The sequence below is a fragment of the Nostoc sp. NMS2 genome (assembly GCF_017115105.1).
In the GTDB taxonomy this organism is placed as follows: Bacteria; Cyanobacteriota; Cyanobacteriia; order Cyanobacteriales; family Nostocaceae; genus Nostoc.
In genome coordinates this window covers 34,356-59,018 of record NZ_JABXKH010000038.1, presented here as the reverse complement: position 1 = coordinate 59,018, position 24,663 = coordinate 34,356, and the positions used below count along the sequence as shown (strand labels likewise).

Genomic DNA, 24,663 nt, shown 5'->3' with positions numbered 1-24,663 from the left:
TGAATCTGAAGATTGAAGACTTAATTCAGACAAACTGAGAGTGAATTCTTGAAGACTGCACTCTACAAACTACTAGTACCGCAGGGCGTAATTCGTAATTCGTAATTCGTAATTCGTAATTGCTGTACCGTAAGGGTTTCATTGATTTGGAATGGGTGGTTTATTTACGCCGCGCTGTACTAGTCTGTCAAATTCATTTTGACGGTTAAAGACGCAAAGACGCGATAAATCGCCGTCTCTACGGGGGATTTATCCATCAATTATTTATTGACAGACTACTACTAATGATAATGACAATATAATTTTGACTTTTTTCCGAGATATCTATAATAAAGGGGCTTCTACCCCTGGCTCTTTAAGGTTTTGGGTATTATGCTGAATTTGGCACATATTATATCACATCTATGTGTGCAGCAAAAAATTGTCTATAAGAGTTAAAACCGAATATGGCAATCTCTGATATCCTCGAAGAACCACAGCTTTTACGTCTGAATCGCTGGTTTAGTGGACTGCGTGGCGATTTGACAGGTGGACTAACAGCAGCAGTGGTAGCATTGCCTTTGGCTTTAGCCTTTGCAGTAGCGAGTGGTGTGGAACCAAAGGCGGGACTTTATACCGCTATTGTGGCAGGAATCGTCGCGGCAATTTTTGGTGGTTCGCCAGTACAGATTACAGGGCCGACAGGTGCAATGGCTGTGGTTCTGGTGGGAATTGTCGCCAAGTACGGCATTGAGAAAGTTTGGATTGCTGGGGTGATGGCTGGAATTATCCAGATTGCCTTGGGGGTTGCCAAACTTGGACAGCTAGTGAAGTTTATTCCCTATCCAGTGACGGCAGGCTTTACCAATGGTATTGCCGTGATTATATTTTGTGGTCAATTAAATAATTTCTTTGGTTTACAAATACCACGTAGTGAACACTTTTTGCCGGGACTTTGGCAAAGTTTAACCCATGTAGAAGCTCTAAATTGGGCTGCTGTTGGGTTGGCAACAGTGGTAATGGCAGCCAATATTTTATGGCCCAGGATTAATACGACAATACCGGGTTCTTTAGTGGGGTTGGTGTTGGCAACGGGGATAGCAACTTATTTTCATCTGGATGTACCTACAATTGGCAGCATTCCACAATCTTTACCAATGCCCCAAGGTATTCCCCACTGGAATGATTTTAGTGTGATTCGAGAACTGATTAATCCGGCTTTGGCTTTGGCTGCACTGGGAAGTATTGAATCGTTACTGTCGGCGGTTGTGGCTGATGGGATGACAGTGAGTGAAAAACACAATAGCGATCGCGAATTAATTGGTCAAGGATTGGCAAATATTATTATCCCATTTTTTGGCGGCATCCCGGCAACAGGTGCGATCGCTCGGACTGCTGTCAATGTTCGTTCGGGCGGCAAAACCCGACTATCTGGGGTAATTCACGGCGTTGCTTTAGCTATTATTGTTTTAACTTTAGCACCCCTAGCAGCACAAATTCCTTTAGCAGCACTTGCTGGCATTCTGATGGTAGTTAGCGTGCGGATGATTGAGTGGGAAGCCATTGGTTTATTGATGCGTGCTACCTACTCCGACTTTGCGGTGATGATTCTCACCTGGCTAGTAACAATCTTGTTTGATTTAGTTCTCGCTGTAGAAGTAGGATTGATTGCAGCCGGAGCATTGTTCATCAAACGGATGAGCGATTTAAGTCTAGTTAAAATACCTGAAACCGAAGTATTTCCCCCTGGTACTCCTCTGGAATTAGGTAAGGAAATTGCCGTTTATCGCGTAGATGGCCCCGTATTTTTTGGTGCTGCTGAACGCTTTGCTACCTTCCTCCGCGATGAACCGGAAGTGAAGTATTTAATTCTCCGGTTGCGCTTTGTGCCAAATATGGACACAACTGGGTTAGTAGCTTTAGAGGATATTTACCACGACTTGGAACGGCACAATTGCCGCTTAATTCTCACAGGTTTACAACCCGAAGTCAAACAGCTATTAGAACGAACAGGATTGTTAAAAACAATTGGATTATCAAATTGTTTTGAAACAACGACAGATGCAATTTGCTCTATCTCTCCTCAAATCCAAAGATGTTCTCAACCTGTCGCGGCTGATTTGAAAACAAAAGAATTGATGGAATTAAATGACTAAAATATTTTGCTGTTAACAGAGCAAAATCGATATTTGCAATGACAAGTAAAACCTAATACTTCAGGATTTACGCACTGAAAACCTGAAAGCTAGATACCCCCTAATACCAATTTAATGTGAAGCTGCACTAAATGAGTAACTCTCTATTCTTGGCGTACTTGGTGAATCAGCGCTGTAGGCGGGTTTCCCGCCGTAGGCGACTGTGAACCCGGAGGGCGGTTCGTTTAATATTCTGTGCATCTTCAATACCTTCGCCATTTTTTGTAGGTTGGGTTGAGCGAAGCAAAACCCAACGTATTTGTTGGGTTTCGTGCCTCAACCCAACCTACGAATCGAGACATTTTTTGATTTGGCGAAGGTATTGCATCTTCATACAGAATTGGTATAACCCTTTAAAACCAGAAGTTAGGGGGTATTTTCCAAGGCAAAATATCACCAACCCAAGTGATTTATCCATACTCACCTAAAGGTTGATGTTTATTCTATATTTCATGAGATTATGAAAAGAATATGAGAAGATTTCATGGCAAAGTAAATGACTCCACCAGAAAACAAACCTAGCTTACCAGAGGTTCACCGCAGTATTCGAGTTCCTAACAGCAGCAGCTTTTGGCGCAAGATGATGGCTTATACAGGGCCAGGGTATCTGGTTTCAGTGGGGTACATTGATCCGGGAAATTGGGCAACAGACATTGCTGGGGGGTCAAAGTTTGGGTATACTCTATTAACAGTGATCCTATTGTCGAACCTAATGGCAATATTGCTGCAATCACTATGTGTACGTTTGGGAGTTGCTACAGGGCGAGATTTAGCACAGGCTTGTCGAGATTATTTCAGTCCAAAGGTAAGTTTTTGTTTGTGGGTACTGTGTGAAATTGCGATCGCAGCTTGTGATTTAGCAGAACTACTAGGAAGTGCGATCGCACTACAACTTTTATTCGGTATTCCCTTAGTATGGGGTGTTTGCATCACAGCAGTGGATGTTTTGGTATTGTTATTCCTGCAAAATAAAGGCTTTCGCTATACAGAAGCCCTAATAATAATGCTAGTAGCAACAGTAGGTATCTGTTTTACAGCAGAAATTCTGTTTTCTCGCCCTGATATGGGGGGGATTTTATTGGGATATCTGCCCAAGAAAGAGATTTTACAAAATCCAGAAATGCTCTACATTGCTATTGGTATTTTAGGGGCAACAGTGATGCCTCACAACTTATATTTACACTCCTCAATTGTACAAACCCGTAATTGGCAGCCTAATACTGAAAAAAGATGGGAAGCAATTAAGTTTGGCACAATAGATTCAACTTTTGCTTTATCTTTAGCACTATTTATAAATTCAGCAATTTTAATTGTGTCTGCCGCGACATTTCATTTTTCTGGTAATCAGCAGGTGGCAGAAATTCAAGATGCTTATAAATTACTCTCACCATTATTAGGAGTTAGTTTTGCCAGTGCTATTTTTGGTATTGCCTTACTTGCCTCTGGGCAAAGTTCAACGCTAACTGCAACTCTGGCAGGACAAATTGTTATGGAAGGCTTTTTGCAATTTCGCTTTCCATCTTGGTTACGCCGTTTAATAACCCGTCTGATTGCCATCATTCCAGCGTTAATTACTATCATTATTTTTGGTGAGAATAGTACAAGCAGCCTGATAGTTTTCAGCCAAGTTATCCTCAGCTTACAATTACCATTTGCAGTGATTCCATTGGTGATGTTTACGAGTAATCGCCGCTTGATGGGTGAGTTTGTAAATCCATTATGGTTAAAATCTTTAGCCTGGTTAGTTGCTATTGTTATCGTAGGTTTAAATGTTTGGTTGCTATTACAAAGTATTTTGGGGTGATTGTTATCTGACAATTCAGGTCATGTGGAAAAGCCCACGAAAACCTAACCCCCTAGCCCCCTTCCCGATGCGGGAAGGGGGGAAAATTCAAAGTCTCTCTCCTTCTAGGAGAGAGATTTAGAGAGAGGTTTTCCAGATACCGTGAAAAGTCAGGATTGTTATCAGGTAACAGTTAAGATGAGATAAGCTAAAATACATCTAATTTGCATATTAAAATTTTCTCAATATCTTGTGGGGTGGGCAACATGAGCGGGGAGCATCCACTTTTGGAAGAAACACCGGGCGATTGGAAATCGCGGCTACACAAACGAAGTCCGCCTTCGCGGACTCTCTGAAACCCGCGAAGGCGGGTTTGGTTTGTATAGCCCCAGACTTCTAGTCTGAGGGCAATCCGCCAAAAGTGGATGCTCCCCATGAGCGCCTTGATTATGCAACTTGAATGCTGATTAGCTTAACAGATTGACTTTAAATATCAACAAAAATGAGCATTATCGTTTTCGGCAGCATAAATATAGATTTGGTAGCAACAACACCTCGGTTGCCAGTTGCCGGAGAAACGTTGCTAGGAGAAGAATTTTTTAAAGTTTCTGGAGGTAAAGGAGCAAATCAAGCCGTAGCATTAGCAAAACTGGGAATTCCTACCCAAATGGTGGGGCGTGTAGGTGCAGACGATTTTGGTGTGGAACTTGTCAACAATTTGCAAGCATCTGGTGTGCAAATTGGCAATATTTTCGTTGATAAGACTGTTAGTTCTGGAGTCGCCATTATCGCCGTAAATCATGCTGGTGAAAATCAAATTATTGTAATTCCTGGTGCAAACGGGCGTGTTAATCAAGAAGATGTAGAACGATTGTCCCAGTTATTACCAGAAGCTACAACACTGCTTTTACAATTAGAAATTCCGATTACTGCGGTGGTTGCAGCCGCTAAAGCCGCAAAAAAAACCAAAATCAGGGTAATTCTCGATCCAGCACCTGCACAATCTGATTTTCCAGATGAACTTTACCCATTAGTGGACATTATTACACCGAATGAAGTTGAAGCCGCGCAGTTGGTGGGTTTTCCTGTGCATGGAGAGGAACAAGCGGCAAAGGCAGCCGAAGTTTTATTACAACGGGGTGTGAAATGTGCGATCGTTAAACTGGGTGCTAAAGGTGTTTTTTGTGCAACTGCTGAGGAAAAGTTTTTTGTACCTGCGTTTCTGGTTCATGCAGTTGACACAGTAGCTGCTGGCGATGCTTTTAATGGCGGCTTGACGGCGGCACTTTTTGCAGGACTTTCTTTACATCAAGCAGTTGTTTGGGGTGCAGCAGCAGGTGCTTTAGCAACGACAAAACCAGGCGCACAAACTTCACTACCCGATAGGTTTACATTTGATGCGTTTCTTAAGGAAAAGGCATCTGTTGGAGATTAGATTGAAGAAGAATTCAGGAGCAGAGCCGGAGAACCTCTGCCTCTGGTCAGAATCAATCAGTCGGGGATTCAGACCCACGACTTAAAATTAAAGGCGCAACAGCTTACAAATCGATGCCAATAAAAAGCCCTCAAGACAAAATGAAATCTTAGTACTTTTTTGCTAGATATCGGCTCAATCTCTTCTACCCACGAGTAACCGTAATCTGAGTAGCGTTAAAGTCTTGTAGCCGAGTCATGTTTCCAGTGTTCTTATCTACGCTATACACAGCATTAGGTGTTTCATACCTCATAGCTCCAAAGGCAAGGAGTTGACCTGTTGCAGAGCAAACTAAGCTTTGTAAGCCATTATTCCATTCTTTATCGTCAACTTTCAATTGTGCCAGTCTGATCGGCTTTTTTTGATTTGAATCTAGCTGCACCAAAGTTGTATCACCATTGAATCCAACTAAAGAAGTATAGAGTTTTCCATCTGGACACTCAGCTAGATTGCTGACTCGCTCATCGTTCGGGAATCTAACCTTACTAATAGAACTTATTTCTCCTGTTTGAAGGTTAATATCTACTAATACAATCGGTGGTGTACCGTTCTTTTTACCTACTAAGCCGATGAGTCGCCCATCATTAGTACCTAGCAAGCTCCCAAGCTGTTGATTCTGTTTAAGTCCTGAGACTATCAAAGTTTTTACAGGCGTACCCAAAAATGTAATCCGAGTCGGTGTTGCCCGTCTCCTACTAGTCGTAACAGGAGTAATGGCTACAACAAGTGTGCCATCGCTTAAAGAAGTGAAGCCACTTAATATCTCATTAGGCTCTAATAGAGGCGTACTTTTATCCGCAAGTAACTGATTATTTCCTGTGGTTAAGGATTGCAAAACAAGTCCTACAGGCTTAATATCTGTGGATAGATTGTTTGGGGCAGTGCTATCTAATTCAGTGGTGTTTACCTCTGGAATAACCGTTTTGTCTGTGGTGATGATAGAGCTAGAACCTATACCGATAATATTATTTAAACTTGAATTTAAACTTGGTGTTTGGGCTAAGGTTTTGTTGGTTAGATAACTAAGCCCAGATACTACAGTTCCAGCAAGTACCAACTGACCAAACTGCCGACGTGAGAGCTTGTGATTCATATTTCCACCCCTAGAATTAATGACTTTTATTAAGTTAAACGGGTAAGGCTAAGATATTCGCGTCCAGGTTGCTACTGAAGGTGTCCCATTGTTGTCACTAATAAAAAGCATGTACCAACCTGGTGGCGCTATGTTTCGATTGTTTGTTACCGTGACATTTAGAGAAGTAGAGTTTCTGGAATTAATTGGCACATCGACTATCCTTTGTTCTGTATCGCAGGAATGAGTGGTTGCCATTGGTCTAATCAGACTAACCCATTTAATATTCCCAGCCTGGGGTGTCTGAATCGTAAATTGCAGTCCGTAGCTCAATGTTTGAGGAGCGCTCTGAATAATTGGTCGTGAGCGCGACATATATGCAGGACTATAAATTTCTAATCGCAGTTCATTGACAGTCCGTTGAGGGTTCCCCCCAGCTGCAACTACCCTACCATCTGGCAGCAGCAAGGCCACGGAGTGATATACGCGGGGGACAGTTTGTTTAGCTACTACTGTCCAGGTGTTTGTGGCTGGATTGTAGATTTCTGCTGGCAGCATTGATTGTGTTGTGTCCTCACTCATTTTGCTACCATTACAAACAAACACTGTGCGATCGGGCAACAAAACAGCGCTATGATGCATCCGAGCATAATTTAGAGACTTTGCTGCTACGTAAGTTGGATTAGTAGCTTTTAAATCTACAATATTTACCCTGTTTGTTGCTGTAGTACTACTACCCCCACCGATAATCATAACTTTTTGGTCTTGTGCAGGTGGTAAAAGCACACTAGCACCTTGATTACCAAAACCTGGGTCTTGCAGTCCTGGCACCACTTTTTCTGTAATGGATTGGGTAAATGTCTCTGGCAGGGTTATTATAGTCGGCGCTACTCCAGAATTACCGCCCATCTGGGCACCTGAGTAAAAAATTTTCCCGCTACTTAGTAGAAACAGCTGTGCGTATGCCGGAAAGGGACTAGTTGTGGGAAAAGCATTCCAACCATTTGCAAATGTCACAGAATAAATTTCTGGTTGTCTGTTGAGGTTGCCATCTTTATCCAGCCCAGACAGTGCAAAGATTCGACCGCTACCTAGTGTTAACACAGTAGGATACCAGCGGCCATTATTCATTGATGGGATCTTGACCCATTTCTCGGTAATGGGATCAAATAGTAGAGCCGAGGGTGAACCATAAAAGGGATCATAGCGCAGAGTTCCACCCGCAACCATTAACAGACCCTCAGAGCGGAAGGAGTGACCAGCGCAAAAAAGGTCAATAGGTTGATTATTACTATCCAATGGAGGTGCTTGATAGGTAAAGGTTCCCTTGTTTACATCCCAAACCACACTGTTATAGGGAGTATTTAACCGAGCGGGATCGTTACCTGAACCACAGAATAAGAATATCTTACCAGTACGAAGGAGGGCGGCATGTATGGGTAGGATTGGGGCTTTGTACGACAATACTTGCCATTTGTCTGTAGTAGTAGCCTGAGCTATGAAAGTCCCTAAATCTGTTTCCTCTAGAAGGTTATTTTTGTTGTTAGTTTGAGTCACTTTATTTACAATTAGTTCTACGTAAATTTTATTTTTTCTTCTTTAAGTAATTTATTCCTAAACTTATACCTATAGGAAGATTTCTTTATACTTATTAACGATATGAAGATATGATATCGTTATTAACAAGTTCAAGTAAAATTCGTTTAGTCAATAGTAATTATGCTATAAATTATCCCTGCTGTTTAGTATTGAATTAATCCCTATACTGGGTTCTTGCAGCAAGGATGAGCAATACTGTAATCTATAACACATAGACATTTCCGGGCTTGGCATGAGGTATCGCTGGCTTAAAAATTGTGTTTCCAAAATAGATTTGTGACTAGGTTTTAAATACTATTGCTTATTGACATTAAACTTGTAATTCATGGTGTGATGTGATACAGGGTACATAAGTAAGAAAATCAAAAAATTTCTCCATCTTGATTAAGCCTTTTACTAAATTAATTGACAATTTATTACAGCAGATACACAAGTTAAATTCGGGAGAGTAAGCAGTTTTTTAGGAAAGCAATAGTTACTTGGTTATAGATGTAGCAAAGCGATCGCAAGTTTGATACCATTAGCTTGTAAGAATTCCCAAAGCAAGATTGTCACCATGAGCAACTCGACTCCGATGGATGACGAAAAAAATCTCCCAAAGAAAAAGGGGAGGACACTCCCTCCGAAGCTCATCATCTGGCTGGGAAAGTTTGTCTGGACGACTATGTGGCAGATAATGATGTCAAAGCTTGCTCCTAGCAATCAGTCAGGAGCATATATTCGTCCTAATAGCCAGTTTCGCAAGTTCATTGGCACAGAAGAAGGAAATCCACACCCACCAGCAGCAGGACGCTACAAATTATATGTTGGGTTGGGTTGTCCTTGGGCGCATCGAACCCTAGTTGTGCGATCGCTCAAAAAACTCGAAGCGGTAATATCAGTATGTATCGTCTCTCCCTCTCCCATTGAAGGCGGTTGGATATTCAACGAAGAAGAAGAAGGTTGTCGTACACTAGCTGAATTTTATCAACTGGCAGAACCTGGTTACAGTGGACGCTCTACAGTTCCAATTTTATGGGACAACCAAACAAAAGCGATCGTTAATAATGAGAGTTCAGAGATTATCGTTATGCTGAACTCGGAATTTAACGAGTTCGCCAACAATCCCACACTGAATCTTTACCCAGAAGCACTCAAAGAGAAAATTGACTGGTGGAATGAGAAAATTTATCACGCGGTAAATAACGGTGTGTATCGCTGCGGTTTTGCCCAAACCCAAGAAGCATACAATCAAGCTTGTAATGAACTGTTTGCGACTCTTGATGAGATTGACATTGCATTGCAAACTAGTCGATATTTATGTGGAGACAATCTCACGCTTGCAGATGTCCGTTTATTCACGACGTTGTTTAGGTTTGATAGTGCCTACTACGGTTTGTTTAAGTGCAATAGGCAGCGAATTCGAGACTATCACAACTTGGGAGCTTACTTACGCGATGTATATCAGCTTCCCGGTGTAGCTGACACCTGCGATGTCGAGAGTGTGAAGCGAGACTACTACGGGAACCTATTCCCACTCAATCCCGGTGGGATTATTCCCGATGGGCCTGATATGTCTTATCTTTATCAACCATCTGGGCGCGATCGCATCGGCACAGTGAATGCTTCATAATGTACATTGAGAAAGAGGCAAGGGAGCAGGGAGCAGGGGAGCAGGGGAGCAGGGGAGCAGGGGAGCAGGGGGAGAGAAACAAACAAGTGTATTTCGAGCTATTTTAGTAGTAAAAATTACTAAATATTTCTCTTTGCTCCCTCATCTCCCGGTTGGTGAGCGAAGTCGAACCACATCTCCCCCCGACCCCTGCCTCTTGATTGACCTCGATGGCTGCATTCTGGAGTGGGTGTAATTGTGAACCAGATTAATCGAGTTGCAATTGTTGGTGGAACTCATGGGAATGAGTTTACTGGGGCCTATTTAATCCAAAAATTTGCCCAGTTTCCCGACTTGATTACTAGACAAAGTTTTGAGACAGTTACTTTGTTAGCAAATCCTAACGCTTTTGCAGCAGGGAGGCGATATGTAGAGAAAGATTTAAATCGCTGTTTTCTCCAGCAAGATTTACAAAATCCAACTCTTAACAGTTATGAAGAATTGCAAGCTAAGTCAATTCAGGACACTCTAGGATCAAACAGAGATCAACAAGCAGATTTTATCTTAGACTTGCACAGCAGTACAGCTAATATGGGTCTGACAATTATTTTGGTAAACAGTCATCCCTTAAACTTGCAATTGGCTGCTTATCTCAGTCAGATTAGCCCTTTGGTGAGGATTTATCGCTGTTCTTTTAAATCAATTGCAGAAAATCCATTTGTAAATTCTCTGTGCGAATTAGGCTTTGCGTTTGAGGTTGGCCCTATTGCCCAAGGTATCTTAAAAGCAACGCTGTTTCAACAAACAGAGGGACTTGTTTATGCGGTTCTCGACTATCTAGAACGGTTTAATCAAGGTAAAATTTCATCAACTAATGAAACGTTGATTGTCTATCACCATTTATCAGTTGTGGACTATCCAAAACAACAGAATGGTCAAATCTTTGGGATGATTCATCCAGAGCTTCAGGACAAGGATTATCAAGCATTGAACCCAGGAGATCCAATATTTTTAACATTTGATGATAAAACAATTGTTTATCAGGGTACATCTACCGTTTGGCCGATTTTTATTAATGAGGCAGCTTATTACGAAAAAGGAATTGCAATGTGTTTGACTCAGAAGCAGCAAATCAATATCTAGGATGTTGAAAAATTTTTGTATAATCGCTTTTTATTGGAAGTGATGATATAAATTTAGCATTATAATCTAGAAAATATGCTGATGTAATTTATAATTCCTGTAGCTGGTGCGATGCCTAATAGCGCGTCGTAGTCATTTTTAAGGAATAAAGTTGCAGGTTATTAAATCTGTCTTCCTAAGACTTAATTTACACTTAAAATTATCCAAATACTTAAATTCATAATGAAAACGAAGCGACCAGGAAAAAAACCAATAGCCAGTCTTTCTTTAGACTTGGATAATGTTTGGTCTTTTCTAAAAAATCAGGGCGCTCCTGGTTGGGAGACTTTTCCCTCTTACTTAGATATTGCAGTCCCTCGTTTCTTAGATATTTTTCAGCAATGGAATTTGACAATCACAGTCTTCATTGTGGGTCAGGATGCAGCCCTGGAAAAGAACACCAAGGCATTACAAGCGATCGCTAACGCCGGCCACGAAATAGGCAATCATTCATTTTACCACGATCCTTGGCTACATCTATATTCAGAGGATGAAATTGAACAAGAAGTGGCGTTGGCCGAACAACATATCAAGCGCGTTACCCATCAACATCCTATTGGCTTTCGGGGGCCTGGATACAGTTTTTCTCCTGCGGTATTGAAAGTCTTAGCGCGACGGGGATACGAATATGATGCTTCAACTTTTCCCACATTTTTGGGGCCTCTAGCACGAGCTTATTATTTAATGACTTGTAAACTGAGCAAAGAAGAACGCAAGAAACGCGAAGCCTTGTTTGGCGGTTTAAAAGACGGTTTGCAGCCTCTAAAACCTTACCAGTGGAAGATGGGTAAGGATAAATTGACTGAAATTCCTGTCACCACAATGCCTATTTTCAAAGTGCCAATTCACTTCAGTTACATAATGTATATAAGTACATTTTCTTCGGAAGCTGCGTTACTATACCTCCGAATTGCTCTATGGCTGTGTAAACTTACACGTGTCCAGCCTTCTTTGCTATTCCATCCTACAGACTTTGTAAGTCAAGAGGATGTGCCAGAGTTATCTTTCTTCCCTGGAATGAGTCTTCCCACCTACAAAAAGCTGGCAATAGTGAATAAAAGTTTGGAAATTATATCCAGTCAGTTCAATGTTGTGACTGTTGGGCAACATGCCAAATCCGTAGCCGATGCTCATCAAATACCAGTATTAGTGCCTCAGAATAGGTAAAAATATAATTTATCGAAACAGAATTCAGGAGTCAGAATGAATTCTGTATGACTCCTGGATAGCGCAGCGTAAAGCCTTCTTTACACGTAGCGTGTCGTAGAGAACATCTTGATTCTGATTTCTGAATTCTTCTTCAAGCGATTTATTTAGTCAAATTTGTATCATTAATACAGGCAAAATCAACTTTGACCTGTTTCGATTTTGAAACCAGCTGACATTTGCTAGCAAGAATGTGTAAAGTAATTGAAAGTGAATCACTATCTCTAATCTTTAGCACATCTATCTATGGTTAGAAAAACTCAACGCCTTTTGCTGCTAGTTGTTTTCTGTAGTATAACTGGTGTAATTTTGGGAGGTACTGCTGCTTGGGCAGAAAGTAATCTCTGCTTGGAAGACAGTAAGGTTACAAGCGACTGTCTAACTCAAGATCCAATCCAAAAAACTATCCAAGGAATGAGTACCGGATTGTTAGCTGGGGCTGGGGCCGCTTGCGGTGCAGCATGGCAGTTACGGCATGAAGATTGAGTTAGGAGTAGAGACAAGAGTTAGGTCGTGAAAGTGGTTGTAGCTACGCAAAAAATGATTTATTATATGCCAAATCATTTTTTGCGTAGCTTGCCGCCGCAGGCATCGCTTTCTTGATTTTCTCAAACGACCGTTGGATTATCAATTGCATTGTTGATGGCTTATGGAGAATAATCACAGATAAAGCAGCTTTAGCCTCTTCGTGCGAGATAATAAATATAAAATATGGCGATCGCAATCGATTTTGGTACTAGCAACACAGTCATTGCTCGTTGGAACCCAGTAACCCAGCAGCCAGAAACCCTGACTCTACCAGGTTTATCAATTAAACAAAGTCTCAATCCGCCACTGATTCCCAGCTTGGTTTATGTTGAAGACGCAACCCAAAATAAAGTCTTAGTCGGACAACAAGTACGCGATCGCGGTCTTGACCTCAAGGGCGAAACTAGATTTTTCCGCAGCTTCAAGCGGGGTATTGGTGCAGATATCCAAGGTTATTTACCCGAACTAGATGGGCAAATTATCACCTTTGAACAAGTAGGGCAATGGTTCCTCACCAAAGTAATTGAAGAACTAGCGCCTATGCAAGGGGGGTTAGATTCTTTAGTGTTAACCGTACCCGTAGACAGTTTTGAAGCCTATCGTCACTGGTTGGGAAAAGTTTGTCAAGCCCTTCCCGTCGAACAGGTGCGGATGCTGGATGAACCCACAGCCGCAGCCTTGGGTTATGGCTTGGCAGATCAAGAAATTCTCTTGGTAATTGACTTCGGCGGCGGTACTTTGGATTTGTCTCTTGTCCGGTTAGATCGAGGCGTGCAAGCAACCACCAAGGCGTTGGGATTTATCCTCAAGTGGGGTAATAAGTCTCTGGCTGAAGATTCAAAACAAAAAGTCAAAACTGCCCGTGTCCTGGCGAAAGCTGGGCAAAATCTAGGCGGTACTGATATTGATAATTGGTTGGTAGATTACTTTGCAAAAACTCAAGAGTTGGCGGTAAGTCCCTTGACAACCCGATTGGCAGAACGGGTGAAAATTCAGTTATCAACCCAAAACCAAGCTAGTGAAGTTTATTTTGATGATGAAACATTTGAAAGTTATGAATTGGAATTAAACCGCGACACTTTTGATAATATCCTCAAAGAACACGCATTTTTTGAGTTATTGGATGAGTCAATGACGACACTGTTGCAGCAAGCAAAACGCCAAGGAATTGAACTTCCTGATATTAATGCCGTTTTGTTAGTTGGTGGAACAGTACAATTGCCGGCAGTGCAGACATGGATAAAACAGTATTTTGAGCCAGAAAAAATCCGTTGCGAACGTCCCTTTGAAGCGATCGCTCAAGGTGCCTTACAGTTAGCTCAAGGGATACAAATCAAAGACTTTCTGTATCATAGTTATGGTATCCGCTACTGGGATCGCCGCAATCAGCGTCACAAATGGCATTCTTTAATTAAAGCGGGACTTGCATACCCGATGAGTCAGCCAGTGGAATTAGTTCTAGGTGCTTCTTTGGAAAATCAGCCCAGCATTGAATTAATTATGGGAGAATTGGGAGCAGATACAGGTAATACCGAAGTTTATTTTGATGGCGATCGCTTAATTACTCGCCGTCTGGAAAATAGTGAAACCAGCGTCAAACCTCTCAACGATCAAGAAGGCGCGAGGACAATTGCCCAACTGACACCAGCCGGATATCCTGGAAGCGATCGCATCAAAATTCTTTTTCAAGTTGATGAGCAACGCTTTTTGCGAATCACCGTTGAAGACTTGTTAACGAATGACACGCTTTTGGAAAATCAACTTGTGGCACAGTTGAGTTAAGCTATTGCGCGTTTAACTAATTAGTGTCACAGAGAAAAGTCATCGATGGCATCAGCGAAAGGGTTGGGACGGTCTTGGCGCGAGGGTACTTCGAGGATATAATTTTCTTCAACAGCTATCTGACGTAGTTCTTTGAAAACATCAGCTAGAGAAATCTTTTCGCGTTGCTTGCGCCACGTCAAGAATTCCTCAAACACCTCAGCTTCAACAACAACAGCCACCAGTTCATTTCGGTTGTAAATGAGTTGCGGTTCTTTAGCTACAGCATGAATTAGTTCGGAGAACCTCTGTTTCGCTTCTGCAATTCTCCAGTTCATTCTGCTACCTCTTTTCTTCACGATCGTGTCTATTATAGACATGTTTTATGTCTATAATTTGGTATTCACCAGAAAGCGATGTCTAAGATGGGCTGTTCGCCGTCGCTCCTTCTGATTCCAGTCGAGTTATTTATTAACCACCCATCTTTAACCATCCAAAAACTTGATTGACGGTTAGTGCAAGTTGAATTTCTGGTAATACAGGCAAAAAATCTTCTCCCTGGAATAGCACTGGCTGTTGCTCTGGTAGAAATACTAAAATACTGAGGTCATCAGGATCAAGAAACCATCCAAGGCGGCTACCATACTTTAGACAGTAGAGAATATTTCCAATTACTTTGTTGGGTTTTTGTTCTGGCGAAAGAATCTCAATCGTCCAGTCTGGTGGAAGTTCAAAATTATCAGGTACTTCATTATCAACGGTGAACGGTATGCGTCCCCACTGAAATACAGCTACATCAGGTACAATTGAGCGATCGCCAAAACTACACCGTAATTCTGGAAAAGCATAAGCAATCTTCTGATTTTCCGCAACTTCATTCACAACAGCACCGAGTTTGCCTTGCAAGCGGCTGTGTCTCCCTTTCGGCATTAGCTTAGGAATAATCTTACCGTTAATATATTCGCTCGCAGGCTTTGTTTCTGGAAGCTTCAGAAACTCTTTCAGGGTAAGTAGTTGAGTAGTTGAGTAGCTCATAACTCCTGAATCCCTCGAAGATGTGTTTTTAGTCTAGCAGTATCTATGGACAGGTGCATTCACAGAGTTAAATCACCTATCCATACATTCAGAAAAAAATTGCACCAGTGATTAATTCATCATCACGATAATTCCTAATTAAAACTCTTAACTACGAATTACGTTCGCGTAGCGTGCCGGAGGCTCTATTACGAATTACGAATTATTTATGCACCACTACTAAAGTCCCATAACTAGCCCAATTGTAAACATTGCGTGCTTGCTTAACAGGTAAATTCACGCAACCGTGGCTGACTGGAGTCCCGAAACGGTTATGCCAGTAAGCACCGTGGATGGCATAGCCTTCGTAAAAATACATTGTGTAAGGAACATCAGGAATATTGTAGCCCTTGCCTCGCATTCGGTGAGTGCGATACTTAGAATTAATCCGAAATCTACCTATGGGTGTGGGAGTCGATCGCTTACCTCCAGAAATGCGGTATGAATAAACAAGTTTTTTACCTTCCCATGCACGTAACCGTTGCTCTGACAGGTCAATTTCAATCCAGCGAGATTGGGATGTTTGCCTGATATTAGATTCAGTGATGCCATTTTCATCGACTGATGCAGCTATTACTGTAGCAGAGTGGCGATCGCCTGCTAAGGGTGCTGACCAAGAAAATAAAGTCACCACCATCAGCGCCACGGCTGTACAAAAAGTTTTTGAAGAACGAATCCCACTACTGCGAATCCAGGATTGCATTATGCCTTACCTTCTAAAGTACGCAAAAATTATGAAGTGAAGTAATTTTCTGGAACTCTACAAATTTCCAGAGTGATTACTAATTTGCTGTGAAGGATTTACGCAATTCATCCGCTAATGGTTTTCAATACAAGTCCTAAACTAATCCGCATCTAATTAGTTATTGGTCATTTGTCATTCATTAATGACTAAGAACAACCTTTACAAAAAAAATCTGTAATTTAAATGCGTCAATGCAAATTTTCCCCGAATTAATATTTGCATTTGTAGTTTCACACAGGAATTGTCAGCTGACTTTTCACGGTATCTGGAAAACCTCTCTTCTATTTCTCTCTTCCTTTGAGGAGAGATACTTTAAATTTTCCCCCTTCCCTACGAGGCAAGGGGGTTAGGGGGTTAGGTTAATCGTTAGCTTTTCCACATAACGTGAAAAGTCAGAATTGTCAGGATTTACGCTTATTTCTTTGGGGCAAACCGGATAATACCAAATTAGGAAAAGACTTTTAATCCTAAATACCAAATCTAAAATCCCAAATTGGTATGAATCCCCTCTTATATATTTTATTTCAAATTCAGTAATTCCGACTCCGAAGATTCCCAGCATAAAATATTGCTGGGAATCACTCAATTGTCTTGATTTGTTGTTATTAATGATTTTTCATAGATTGCCTTTTGGCTGCTTTATCTACTATTTCTGGATGACTACTGGTGTCCCTACCGATGCCCACTGGAATAGCCATTTAGCATGTTTAGGTGCAAGATTTACACAGCCGTGGCTCATTGGAGTGCCAAACTTTTTATGCCAGTAAGCTCCGTGAATACCGTAACTACCTTGGTAAAACATCGCATGAGGAACGTTGGGAACATTGTAGTCTTCTCCCCGCATTCGCGTAGTTTTAAACTTGGATTGAATTTTAAAAGTACCAACACGAGTGGGAGTAGCTTTTTTGCCGGAGGAAATAGCACTTCCATAAACCACTCTGTCACCTTCCCAAGCTATTAATCGTTGTTTTGAAAGATCAATTTGAATCCAGCGCTGATTCGACTGTTGTAATGTCTGGATTGTTTGGGCAATCACTTGATTTTTGGAATTCGCCCAAACTTCACTCGTTCCAGTAGTAGTAAAAACACTTAAGGACAGTGCTGTACCAGTTAGGAGTATTTTTAAGCGATGCACCCAGTTAGGATAAATCAGTTTTTTCATTTTAGATACACTCACACTCAAATTATGAAGTCTTGAGAAACTTATCAGGTTTCAATTTTATTCCCTATCTATTACTTTAATAGACGTGAATTTTTGATGATTTGATTCTAATTTAGCCTAACTGTTGGATGAGTTTTTTTGCCCTAGATGCGATCGCTTGCCAATTTCCCTCTGTGACAAGCTTTTTGGGAAATAATTCACCGCTCAAACCGACAGCGATCGCTCCGGCTTGCAAAAATTCTTTAGCATTTTCGAGAGTGACACCGCCAGTAGGAATTAAGGGAATCTGACCTAGTGGCCCTTGCAAACTTTTGATATAATCAGCCCCTCCCAACGCTTGTACGGGAAACACTTTTACACAACTAGCGCCCTGACTCCAAGCGGTAACAATTTCTGTAGGAGTCAACGCTCCTGGGATGATAGGTATATCTTTTTCTTGTGCTGCTTGAATCATTGCTGAATCAACATGGGGTGTGAAGAGGAATTGCGCCCCAGATGCGATCGCTTCTTGTAGCTGTTGCACATTGAATAGCGTACCAGTGCCAATAGTACAGGCTGGTAATTCTGAGCGTAGTTGACTGATTAATTCTCCAGCGCGATCGCTATTCCAGGTAATCTCAATTAGCTGCATTCCCCCAGATGCTACAGCCATTGCCATTTCCTTTCCTATTTCGATTTTAGGGGCGCGGATGACTGCGATCGCCCGATGTTTTTGCAATTGTGATAACCAAATTTCATTAGGCATTTTGACTGGGAATTATGGATTAGGGACATTCCGGTAAGGTGTGTTAGCGCAACGCACCTGTTATCTGTAGGCGGCGCATTAGGCTTAACCCCGTAACTACTGGATAAATTTTCTGGAAGTCCCATGAATCCAATACAGACCTAACCCTATCTGCAAGAGCAAGTACTCTCTATTCTGAAGATATGCAAGATGGGTTAATAGTAGCTAGGTGAATCGTTTAAAAAAGGCTAGAAACTGCATCTAAGCTGTCTCTAGCCTTAATTTAATTAATGGGCAGTACCAGACTCGAACTGATGACATCCTGCTTGTAAGGCAGGCGCTCTACCAACTGAGCTAACCGCCCTTTTGACTAATCCTTAACTAATATAGCAGAAGATTTCGCATTGCGCTAGTAGTTTTGGGAAAATCTTTTTTTCTCTTATACTGGCTCAGTATTAAGTTACTCAGCACTTAGGATTTAGGATGCCCTCTGGTCGGACGCACGATCGCATTACTATGTATGCTCTGCCGTTCGTGGCGGGCATTACTTTCTGGCAAACTCGCAGTAGCAATGTGACTTTGTTGGTTGCAGGCGGGTTTCTATTTGGAGGGCTGATGTTTGGCCCCGATTTGGATATTTACTCTGTGCAATTTCAACGCTGGGGTTTCTTGCGTTGGATTTGGCTACCTTATCAAAAAAGTCTGCGGCATCGTTCTTTTTTATCCCACGGGCCGATTATTGGCACGATTCTGCGGATACTTTATCTGGGGTGTTTGCTAGCTATCTTGGCAATTTTGGTTTTGGCAATTGCCGAAAGATTATGGAATCTGAGTTTTACTTGGCAAGATTTGGGTGGAACTGTGGGGCGATCGCTCGTAAATTACAATGCTGAATATATTGCCCTGTTTTTGGGGTTGGAACTTGGTGCAATGAGCCATTCTCTCAGCGATTGGAGTGGTTCAGCATACAAGCGTGTGCAAAAGCAGGGGGTTCGGGGGTTGCTTCCTGGTGGCAAAATGAAGAAGCGGAAAGTGATGAGGAGTGGTAGTCGTCGGCCGAAGACAAAGAAATGATTTTTTTAACGCAAAGGAACGCAAAGGGAAGCGCTGAGGTACGCAGAGGTATGGAAAATCAAAATGAGAGTTTGGCGGCTTTGCAGGAGTTGATTGAGGTGGTGGCGAAGTTGCGATCGCCTGATGGTGGTTGTCCGTGGGATTTGGCGCAAACTGCCGAAACGCTTACGCCTTATGTGATTGAAGAAGCTTATGAGGTGGTGGATGCAATTAAAAGTGGGGATAAAGGGGCGATCGCAGAGGAGTTAGGCGATTTATTATTACAAGTGGTATTGCAAGCCCAAATCGCCAGCGAATCTGGACAATTTTCTCTCAAAGAAATAACTCGGGGGATTTCCCAAAAGTTGATTCGCCGTCATCCTCATGTGTTTGGTGATGTGTCGGTAGCCAGTGTGGATGAGGTGCGGCAAAATTGGGAACAAATCAAAGCAAAGGAAAAAGGCGAACCATCCCCAGACGCGCAAAAACTTAGTGCTAAACTCGGTCGTTATGGGCGCACGCTTCCCCCGTTGACAGCAGCGATGAAGATTTCTCAAAAGGCTGCTGCCATTGGGTTTGAATGGGAAAATATTCAGGGTGTTTGGGATAAGTTTCATGAAGAATTGGGGGAGTTTCAACAGGCTTTAGCTGAGGAAACACCCGAACGACAACAAGCAGAATTAGGCGATTTACTCTTTGCAGTTATTCAACTAGCCCGTTGGCATAATCTTGATCCTAGCGACGGTTTGCAAGGTACAAATCAGCGATTTGTCCAGCGATTAGAAAAAATGGAGGGAGTTGTCGATCGCCCCCTTTCTGATTACAGTTTGGATGAGCTAGAAAATTTGTGGCAACAGGCAAAAGCCCAACTTGCCAAAGAAGGCTCTTGAGGGAGGCAGGGGGCAGGGGGCAGGGGGCAGGGGGCAGAAGGAGTAAATCACTAGTCGCGGTACTTGAGAGAGTGCAGTTTTCCTCCTGCTTTCCTCAATAAACTAATTTCTAATTATCCAGGATTTAGCCAACAATGTCCGAAGCCCTGATTTTTAGGTAGGGGCAATTCATGAATTTCCTCTACCGCCAAAGCGAAGCGACATCACAACCAAGCTCGATCGTATTGAACAGGCCAAAGTTTATCGTGTCCTAACTGTTTAGCTGCTAGATGCGGCCAGTAAGGATTGCGGAGTAGTTCACGTCCCAACAGCACCATATCGGCTACTTCTGTGCGAATAATCTCGTCAGCGTGTTCAGGGGTTGTAATTAAGCCTACGGCTCCTGTATGGATATTGGCTTCGCGGCGGATGCGTTCGGCAAACTGAGTCTGATAACCAGGTTTAATTGGTATCTTGACACCCGGTATAATTCCCCCTGATGAAGTATCGATGAGATCAACTCCTAGAGACTTAAGTTTGTCACTTAAAGCGATACTTTGCTCGATGTCCCAACCCCGATCTACCCAATCGGTGGCAGAAATACGTACCCAGAGTGGATGTGTCTGGGGCCAAACTTCTCGAACTGCTTGAACAACTTCTCTGAGCAGACGAGTCCGGTTTTCAAAGCTGCCACCATAATCATCTTGCCGTTGGTTAGTCAGGGGTGAGAGAAACTGGTGGAGGAGATAACCGTGGGCAGCATGGATTTCCACTACCTTAAAACCAGCTTGCAGAGAACGTTTAGCACCTTGGACAAAGGCATCAATAACTTCCTGAATTCCTTCAAGACTTAGGGCTTCTGGAACTGGACTATCTTGGCTAAAAGCGATCGCACTACTCGAAACTAAGGGCCGCCAACCTTCCTGAGATTCATCCAGCGTTTTCCCTCCCTTACTGGGTTTGGCAGTGCTGGCCTTTCTACCTGCATGAGCAAGTTGAATACCTGCAACAGCGCCAAAGTTATGAATCAATGCCACAGTTTTGGCTAAAGTTTCTATATGTGCATCTGACCAGATTCCCAAATCTTGCGGGCTAATGCGCCCACGCGGTTCTATAGCTGCTGCTTCTGTGAACACTATACCTGCACCGCCTACTGCGCGAGAAGCTAAATGAATAACGTGCCAATCATTAGCATATCCATTTGTACTGGAATATTGACACATGGGTGAAACGGCAATGCGGTTGCGGAAGGTAACTTCACGAATCTTGAATGGTTCAAACAGATGTGCCATTAATATTGATTCCTTCTCTTGCTAGGTAAAACAAATTGGGGAGAGATTTACACCATGAACTCGATTTTGTATGAAATAGCTGGAGAGCAGTATGGTCTTTAGAAATCATTATGATGCACCTAAATATTAAATAGTAGCTTAAATACTTGTTTAGTAACAATCTATGAGACGCGCAAAAAAGGCGGAATTACTATATTAGAAGCGTTTCATTCATGTAGAATTGGTGGTTTATTTACGTCGTGGCGCAGTATAAGCCTGATTAATATTTGAATAAATCGGCTTATCATCAGGCTCTTGGCTCTGCAATTCCCAGATATCACATTCTACTTCTTCTTGATCCACTAATAACTGTAGATGATCTGGTAATTTACTTTTTTGCGAAATTATCCAATTCTCTCCATATAAACATTCTCTTTCAATTTGTCCATAAAACATAAGTTTATTCTCCAATAATGTCACAGTTTAAATTTAGTAACTCCTAATTTGTGAAAGACGAAGTAATAAATTTTTATCCTTCGTTTGCACTTAAAACACATATACTATTTGCCCTCAATATTGGCTGTTAATAAAATCTCTCACTTGTGGATAGTTAAGTAGCTTGTTTAGCTTCTGAGTTTTGGGTTTATTTTCTCGATCTAATTGGACTCCTTCACCGATTTAAGATTTTCCAGAAAAGACCGAGTGTGCTTAATAAAACTATATTTAATACCACTAAATTGATTGTGAGTTCCTTGAAAGTCTTAGAGGTTGTTTGAAACGTGTTTTGCTGTGACTTTAGGCACATTCCGTAGTGTGGCTCAGACATAGCTTTCAATAACTCTTGTAATAGAGGCTAAAAGTTTATTTGGCACTAAATAACTCAGATAATTTGCTGACTAAACTACGGTAAATCGACCCATTTAAAGTAGTATGCATTTATTAGACTTTCATAGATTGCGCTAAAAAACAAGAGTTTATTAAAATTTATTGATATTACTCTTTCAGAGAGTTGAGTCCAATACAGTCTTCCCAATATGGTTAGGTTAACGTTCTAATATGTCTGAAGATCCCCCCACCCCCCCTTCAAAAGGGCTTTTAACCCTCTTTTCCTCCCTTTTTAAGGTGGTCGCCGCAGACGGGGGATCTTAACCGAACCGTATTGACAGTCTTCTTACCTCTCCCTTTAGGCTACGGTGGTGTACACAAGTACTAAAAACCTCGATCGCTCAAGGCAATTAACCGTTTTTATACGTAGACGAATATATTATCTGCGTATTTTTTATGAAAAAAAGATTGATCCCAATGTATATTTTCGCATTCTTTTGGGAATCATAAATCGAGGAAGGATTACAGACCACAACGTATTACTTCCTGAAATATCACGTAACTTTTAGAGGATAATTATGTCTAAACGCAGATTGCCCAAAGGCCGTAGTATTAGTTCAGTAGCTCTAGAACCAGAAGTTGCGATCGCAATCCTTGGACTATTTTCCGCAGCTGCTGATGGTGAAGGTATTTCTTCCACAGAAGAATATGCTTTAAGTGAATTTCTGAGTCGGGTTAACTTATTTGAAGATTACTCTGAAGAAGACTTTGAAGAATTGACCGAAAAAGTCGTCAGCTTGATTGAAGAAGAAGAAGCAGAAGATTTAATCGCTCAGTCTATCGAATCCTTACCCAATAGAGGTTATCGTGAAGCTGCATACATCACAGCTATTTTAGTGGTGGGGATTGATGAAGAAGTACCCGAAGCTGAACAAGATTATATCTCCGAGCTTCAAGAAGCCTTAAAGATTTCAGACGAACGCGCACAAGAACTGATAGACGGAGTGTTCGGGGAAGACGAAGAAGAAGAGGAAGAGGAATAAGAGTATTAATTTACTCCCATCGAACTAAGGTATTATCATCAAGTAGTTTTAAGAACTATCTGATGACTAGGAAAACTTCTCTTGGCTTGATGCTGCTGTTTCTGGGTACTCAAATTGGTGTTACCCAGCCAGCAGCTAAAGCACAAACCCCAGTTGCGCCAACAACTACCACAAAATCAATTTGCTCTACCCAACTGGGAACAGCTATAGATGCTGTAATCAATCGTCCCTTATTTAGTCGAGTGCGCTGGGGAATTTTGATACAACCTCTGTCAACTGGACAAACTCTTTACAGTCGAGATGCTCAGAAATATTTTACTCCCGCGTCTAATCTCAAATTGTTGACAACAGCAGCTGCATTGCAGCAATTGGGTGCTAATTTTCGGATTCGCACCTCTATTTATCAGAATGGCAATGGTGTTTTACGTGTTGTCGGTAGGGGAGATCCTAGCTTAAGTGATACTCAACTGCAAACATTAGCACAGCAGCTAAAACAGAAAGGTATTACTCAAATTCAACGGTTGATAGCTGATGATAGTTATATTCAAGGAGACATTGTTAACCCCACCTGGCAATGGGAAGATGTGCAGTCAGACTATGGCGCACCAGTCAGCAGCTTTATTCTAAATCAAAATATTTTTAGCTTAAAACTTGTACCGCAGGCTGTAGGTAAATCCTTACAAGTGGTATGGATTGATCCTGGCGAGGCGAAACAGTGGCGGACAATTAATCAGTCAATAACGGTTGCACAAAACCAACCAACCTACGTCAACATTACCCGCGAATTATCAGGAACAGTATTACGAATTCAAGGACAATTAACAACAAATTCTGAACCGTCTTTAATAGATTTGCCTGTAGTTGACCCTAATTATTACTTCTTGCGGCGCTTTCGTGCTGCTTTGGCAACAGAAAAAATTTCTTTGGGACAAACATTAGTAGTCAGTGGTAGTCTTAATCAAGAGGAAATAGCATTTGTAGATTCGCCACCTTTATCCGAATTATTAATGGAAACTCTTCAGAATAGTAATAATCTTTATGCTGAGGCACTATTGAGAGCATTAGCTGGGGAAAAACCCAGAGTGAAAAATAAGACTAGCGCTGATGTTGGTTTAGAAGCTGTCAAAGCGAGTTTAACTAAATTGGGAGTTGATCCAGCAAATTATATTTTAGTAGATGGTTCGGGTTTATCACGTCGGAACTTAGTGACACCAGAAGCTTTTGTACAAACTTTGCGAGGAATGGCAAGAACACCAGCAGGATATGTGTATCGCGCATCTTTACCCGTCGCTGGTAAAATTGGAACCTTGAAAGACCGTTTTCACAACACATCTGCTGAGGGCATTGTGCAAGCAAAAACAGGTACACTAACAGGTGTAGTTTCTCTATCTGGATATATAAATGTGCCTAAATATGAGCCGTTAGTTTTTAGTATTATTGTGAATCAATCGGAGCAACCCGCAACAATTGTGCGGCAGGCTATTGATGAAATTGTTGTGTTGTTAACACAGTTGCAGCGTTGTTAAT

General features: G+C 41.8%; 22 protein-coding genes and 1 tRNA gene. 12 read left to right on the top strand and 11 right to left on the bottom strand.

Annotated elements, in window-relative coordinates; genetic code table 11:
* The first annotated feature begins 446 nt into the window (after positions 1-446).
* Complete coding sequence (locus tag HWQ36_RS04640; RefSeq protein ID WP_292698585.1) at positions 447-2,135, top strand: SulP family inorganic anion transporter; 1,689 nt, start codon at positions 447-449, stop codon at positions 2,133-2,135.
* Positions 2,136-2,301: 166 nt separating this feature from the next.
* On the opposite strand, the gene HWQ36_RS04635 is transcribed toward HWQ36_RS04640, so the two are convergent.
* Positions 2,302-2,454, bottom strand: coding sequence for a hypothetical protein (locus tag HWQ36_RS04635; protein WP_292698583.1), 153 nt, complete (start codon positions 2,452-2,454; stop codon positions 2,302-2,304).
* A gap of 216 nt (positions 2,455-2,670) precedes the next feature.
* Here HWQ36_RS04635 and HWQ36_RS04630 point away from each other — a divergent pair, with 216 nt between their 5' ends.
* Together HWQ36_RS04630 and rbsK are read left to right on the top strand one after the other, a co-directional pair.
* Entirely contained in the window at positions 2,671-3,978 is a 1,308-nt protein-coding gene (locus HWQ36_RS04630) for an Nramp family divalent metal transporter (RefSeq protein WP_292698581.1), read from the top strand.
* A 481-nt stretch (positions 3,979-4,459) separates the two neighbouring features.
* Positions 4,460-5,392 carry a ribokinase gene (gene rbsK, locus HWQ36_RS04625; RefSeq protein WP_292698579.1) on the top strand — a complete coding sequence of 311 codons (933 nt, stop codon included), beginning with the start codon at positions 4,460-4,462 and terminating at the stop codon, positions 5,390-5,392.
* Between the two features lie 184 nt (positions 5,393-5,576).
* On the opposite strand, the gene HWQ36_RS04620 is transcribed toward rbsK, so the two are convergent.
* Together HWQ36_RS04620 and HWQ36_RS04615 are read right to left on the bottom strand one after the other, a co-directional pair.
* Positions 5,577-6,524, bottom strand: a complete 948-nt coding sequence (locus HWQ36_RS04620; protein WP_292698577.1) for a hypothetical protein — start codon at positions 6,522-6,524, stop codon at positions 5,577-5,579.
* A gap of 48 nt (positions 6,525-6,572) precedes the next feature.
* Positions 6,573-8,060, bottom strand: a complete 1,488-nt coding sequence (locus HWQ36_RS04615; RefSeq protein ID WP_292698575.1) for a galactose oxidase-like domain-containing protein — start codon at positions 8,058-8,060, stop codon at positions 6,573-6,575.
* 598 nt (positions 8,061-8,658) lie between these two features.
* Here HWQ36_RS04615 and HWQ36_RS04610 point away from each other — a divergent pair.
* The 5 genes from HWQ36_RS04610 to HWQ36_RS04590 all read left to right on the top strand — a co-directional run bounded on the left by HWQ36_RS04610 (position 8,659) and on the right by HWQ36_RS04590 (position 14,391).
* Positions 8,659-9,714 carry a glutathione S-transferase family protein gene (locus HWQ36_RS04610; RefSeq protein ID WP_292698573.1) on the top strand — a complete coding sequence of 352 codons (1,056 nt, stop codon included), beginning with the start codon at positions 8,659-8,661 and terminating at the stop codon, positions 9,712-9,714.
* Between the two features lie 237 nt (positions 9,715-9,951).
* Entirely contained in the window at positions 9,952-10,836 is an 885-nt protein-coding gene (locus HWQ36_RS04605) for an aspartoacylase (RefSeq protein WP_292698572.1), read from the top strand.
* Between the two features lie 222 nt (positions 10,837-11,058).
* Positions 11,059-12,042, top strand: a complete 984-nt coding sequence (locus HWQ36_RS04600) for a polysaccharide deacetylase family protein (RefSeq protein ID WP_292698570.1) — start codon at positions 11,059-11,061, stop codon at positions 12,040-12,042.
* 285 nt (positions 12,043-12,327) lie between these two features.
* Positions 12,328-12,567: a hypothetical protein gene (locus HWQ36_RS04595; RefSeq protein WP_292698568.1), complete on the top strand. Its 240-nt coding sequence runs from the start codon at positions 12,328-12,330 to the stop codon at positions 12,565-12,567.
* Positions 12,568-12,792: 225 nt separating this feature from the next.
* Positions 12,793-14,391, top strand: coding sequence for an Hsp70 family protein (locus tag HWQ36_RS04590; protein ID WP_292698566.1), 1,599 nt, complete (start codon positions 12,793-12,795; stop codon positions 14,389-14,391).
* 26 nt (positions 14,392-14,417) lie between these two features.
* Here HWQ36_RS04590 and HWQ36_RS04585 read toward each other — a convergent pair whose 3' ends face one another.
* The 6 genes from HWQ36_RS04585 to HWQ36_RS04560 all read right to left on the bottom strand — a co-directional run bounded on the left by HWQ36_RS04585 (position 14,418) and on the right by HWQ36_RS04560 (position 18,439).
* Positions 14,418-14,708: a type II toxin-antitoxin system prevent-host-death family antitoxin gene (locus HWQ36_RS04585; RefSeq protein WP_292698564.1), complete on the bottom strand. Its 291-nt coding sequence runs from the start codon at positions 14,706-14,708 to the stop codon at positions 14,418-14,420.
* 133 nt (positions 14,709-14,841) lie between these two features.
* Positions 14,842-15,405, bottom strand: a complete 564-nt coding sequence (locus HWQ36_RS04580) for a Uma2 family endonuclease (RefSeq protein WP_292698562.1) — start codon at positions 15,403-15,405, stop codon at positions 14,842-14,844.
* A 202-nt stretch (positions 15,406-15,607) separates the two neighbouring features.
* Positions 15,608-16,147 (bottom strand): L,D-transpeptidase, encoded by a 540-nt coding sequence (locus tag HWQ36_RS04575; protein WP_292698561.1) that lies wholly within the window; start codon positions 16,145-16,147, stop codon positions 15,608-15,610.
* 688 nt (positions 16,148-16,835) lie between these two features.
* Positions 16,836-17,351, bottom strand: a complete 516-nt coding sequence (locus HWQ36_RS04570) for a L,D-transpeptidase (protein WP_292698558.1) — start codon at positions 17,349-17,351, stop codon at positions 16,836-16,838.
* A gap of 112 nt (positions 17,352-17,463) precedes the next feature.
* Positions 17,464-18,096, bottom strand: coding sequence for a bifunctional 4-hydroxy-2-oxoglutarate aldolase/2-dehydro-3-deoxy-phosphogluconate aldolase (locus tag HWQ36_RS04565; RefSeq protein WP_292698544.1), 633 nt, complete (start codon positions 18,094-18,096; stop codon positions 17,464-17,466).
* A 270-nt stretch (positions 18,097-18,366) separates the two neighbouring features.
* Positions 18,367-18,439 (bottom strand) — tRNA-Val (locus HWQ36_RS04560).
* 119 nt (positions 18,440-18,558) lie between these two features.
* On the opposite strand from HWQ36_RS04560, the gene HWQ36_RS04555 reads away from it, so the two are divergent.
* A complete protein-coding gene (locus tag HWQ36_RS04555) occupies positions 18,559-19,149 on the top strand; it encodes a metal-binding protein (RefSeq protein ID WP_292698542.1) in 591 nt (196 codons plus the stop codon).
* A gap of 50 nt (positions 19,150-19,199) precedes the next feature.
* Positions 19,200-20,018 carry a nucleoside triphosphate pyrophosphohydrolase gene (gene mazG, locus HWQ36_RS04550; protein ID WP_292698539.1) on the top strand — a complete coding sequence of 273 codons (819 nt, stop codon included), beginning with the start codon at positions 19,200-19,202 and terminating at the stop codon, positions 20,016-20,018.
* 203 nt (positions 20,019-20,221) lie between these two features.
* Here mazG and namA read toward each other — a convergent pair whose 3' ends face one another.
* Both namA and HWQ36_RS04540 read right to left on the bottom strand, forming a co-directional pair.
* The gene (gene namA / locus HWQ36_RS04545; protein ID WP_292698537.1) at positions 20,222-21,289 is read right to left on the bottom strand and encodes an NADPH dehydrogenase NamA; all 1,068 of its coding nucleotides are present in this window, start codon (positions 21,287-21,289) and stop codon (positions 20,222-20,224) included.
* A 228-nt stretch (positions 21,290-21,517) separates the two neighbouring features.
* Positions 21,518-21,724, bottom strand: a complete 207-nt coding sequence (locus HWQ36_RS04540; protein ID WP_292698535.1) for a hypothetical protein — start codon at positions 21,722-21,724, stop codon at positions 21,518-21,520.
* A gap of 947 nt (positions 21,725-22,671) precedes the next feature.
* Between HWQ36_RS04540 and HWQ36_RS04535 the strand changes: the two genes are divergently transcribed.
* Both HWQ36_RS04535 and dacB read left to right on the top strand, forming a co-directional pair.
* Complete coding sequence (locus tag HWQ36_RS04535) at positions 22,672-23,136, top strand: tellurite resistance TerB family protein (RefSeq protein WP_292698533.1); 465 nt, start codon at positions 22,672-22,674, stop codon at positions 23,134-23,136.
* A gap of 62 nt (positions 23,137-23,198) precedes the next feature.
* A complete protein-coding gene (gene dacB / locus HWQ36_RS04530) occupies positions 23,199-24,662 on the top strand; it encodes a D-alanyl-D-alanine carboxypeptidase/D-alanyl-D-alanine-endopeptidase (RefSeq protein ID WP_292698531.1) in 1,464 nt (487 codons plus the stop codon).
* Position 24,663: the final 1 nt, after the last annotated feature.

Coding starts and splice junctions, on each gene's coding strand:
- HWQ36_RS04640 (WP_292698585.1), top strand. CDS start 447: ATGGCAATCTCTGATATCCTCGAAGAACCACAGCTTTTACGTCTGAAT.
- HWQ36_RS04630 (WP_292698581.1), top strand. CDS start 2,671: ATGACTCCACCAGAAAACAAACCTAGCTTACCAGAGGTTCACCGCAGT.
- rbsK (WP_292698579.1), top strand. CDS start 4,460: ATGAGCATTATCGTTTTCGGCAGCATAAATATAGATTTGGTAGCAACA.
- HWQ36_RS04620 (WP_292698577.1), bottom strand. CDS start 6,524: ATGAATCACAAGCTCTCACGTCGGCAGTTTGGTCAGTTGGTACTTGCT.
- HWQ36_RS04610 (WP_292698573.1), top strand. CDS start 8,659: ATGAGCAACTCGACTCCGATGGATGACGAAAAAAATCTCCCAAAGAAA.
- HWQ36_RS04600 (WP_292698570.1), top strand. CDS start 11,059: ATGAAAACGAAGCGACCAGGAAAAAAACCAATAGCCAGTCTTTCTTTA.
- HWQ36_RS04595 (WP_292698568.1), top strand. CDS start 12,328: ATGGTTAGAAAAACTCAACGCCTTTTGCTGCTAGTTGTTTTCTGTAGT.
- HWQ36_RS04590 (WP_292698566.1), top strand. CDS start 12,793: ATGGCGATCGCAATCGATTTTGGTACTAGCAACACAGTCATTGCTCGT.
- HWQ36_RS04585 (WP_292698564.1), bottom strand. CDS start 14,708: ATGAACTGGAGAATTGCAGAAGCGAAACAGAGGTTCTCCGAACTAATT.
- HWQ36_RS04580 (WP_292698562.1), bottom strand. CDS start 15,405: ATGAGCTACTCAACTACTCAACTACTTACCCTGAAAGAGTTTCTGAAG.
- HWQ36_RS04575 (WP_292698561.1), bottom strand. CDS start 16,147: ATGCAATCCTGGATTCGCAGTAGTGGGATTCGTTCTTCAAAAACTTTT.
- HWQ36_RS04570 (WP_292698558.1), bottom strand. CDS start 17,351: ATGAAAAAACTGATTTATCCTAACTGGGTGCATCGCTTAAAAATACTC.
- HWQ36_RS04565 (WP_292698544.1), bottom strand. CDS start 18,096: ATGCCTAATGAAATTTGGTTATCACAATTGCAAAAACATCGGGCGATC.
- HWQ36_RS04555 (WP_292698542.1), top strand. CDS start 18,559: ATGCCCTCTGGTCGGACGCACGATCGCATTACTATGTATGCTCTGCCG.
- mazG (WP_292698539.1), top strand. CDS start 19,200: ATGGAAAATCAAAATGAGAGTTTGGCGGCTTTGCAGGAGTTGATTGAG.
- namA (WP_292698537.1), bottom strand. CDS start 21,289: ATGGCACATCTGTTTGAACCATTCAAGATTCGTGAAGTTACCTTCCGC.
- HWQ36_RS04540 (WP_292698535.1), bottom strand. CDS start 21,724: ATGTTTTATGGACAAATTGAAAGAGAATGTTTATATGGAGAGAATTGG.
- HWQ36_RS04535 (WP_292698533.1), top strand. CDS start 22,672: ATGTCTAAACGCAGATTGCCCAAAGGCCGTAGTATTAGTTCAGTAGCT.
- dacB (WP_292698531.1), top strand. CDS start 23,199: ATGACTAGGAAAACTTCTCTTGGCTTGATGCTGCTGTTTCTGGGTACT.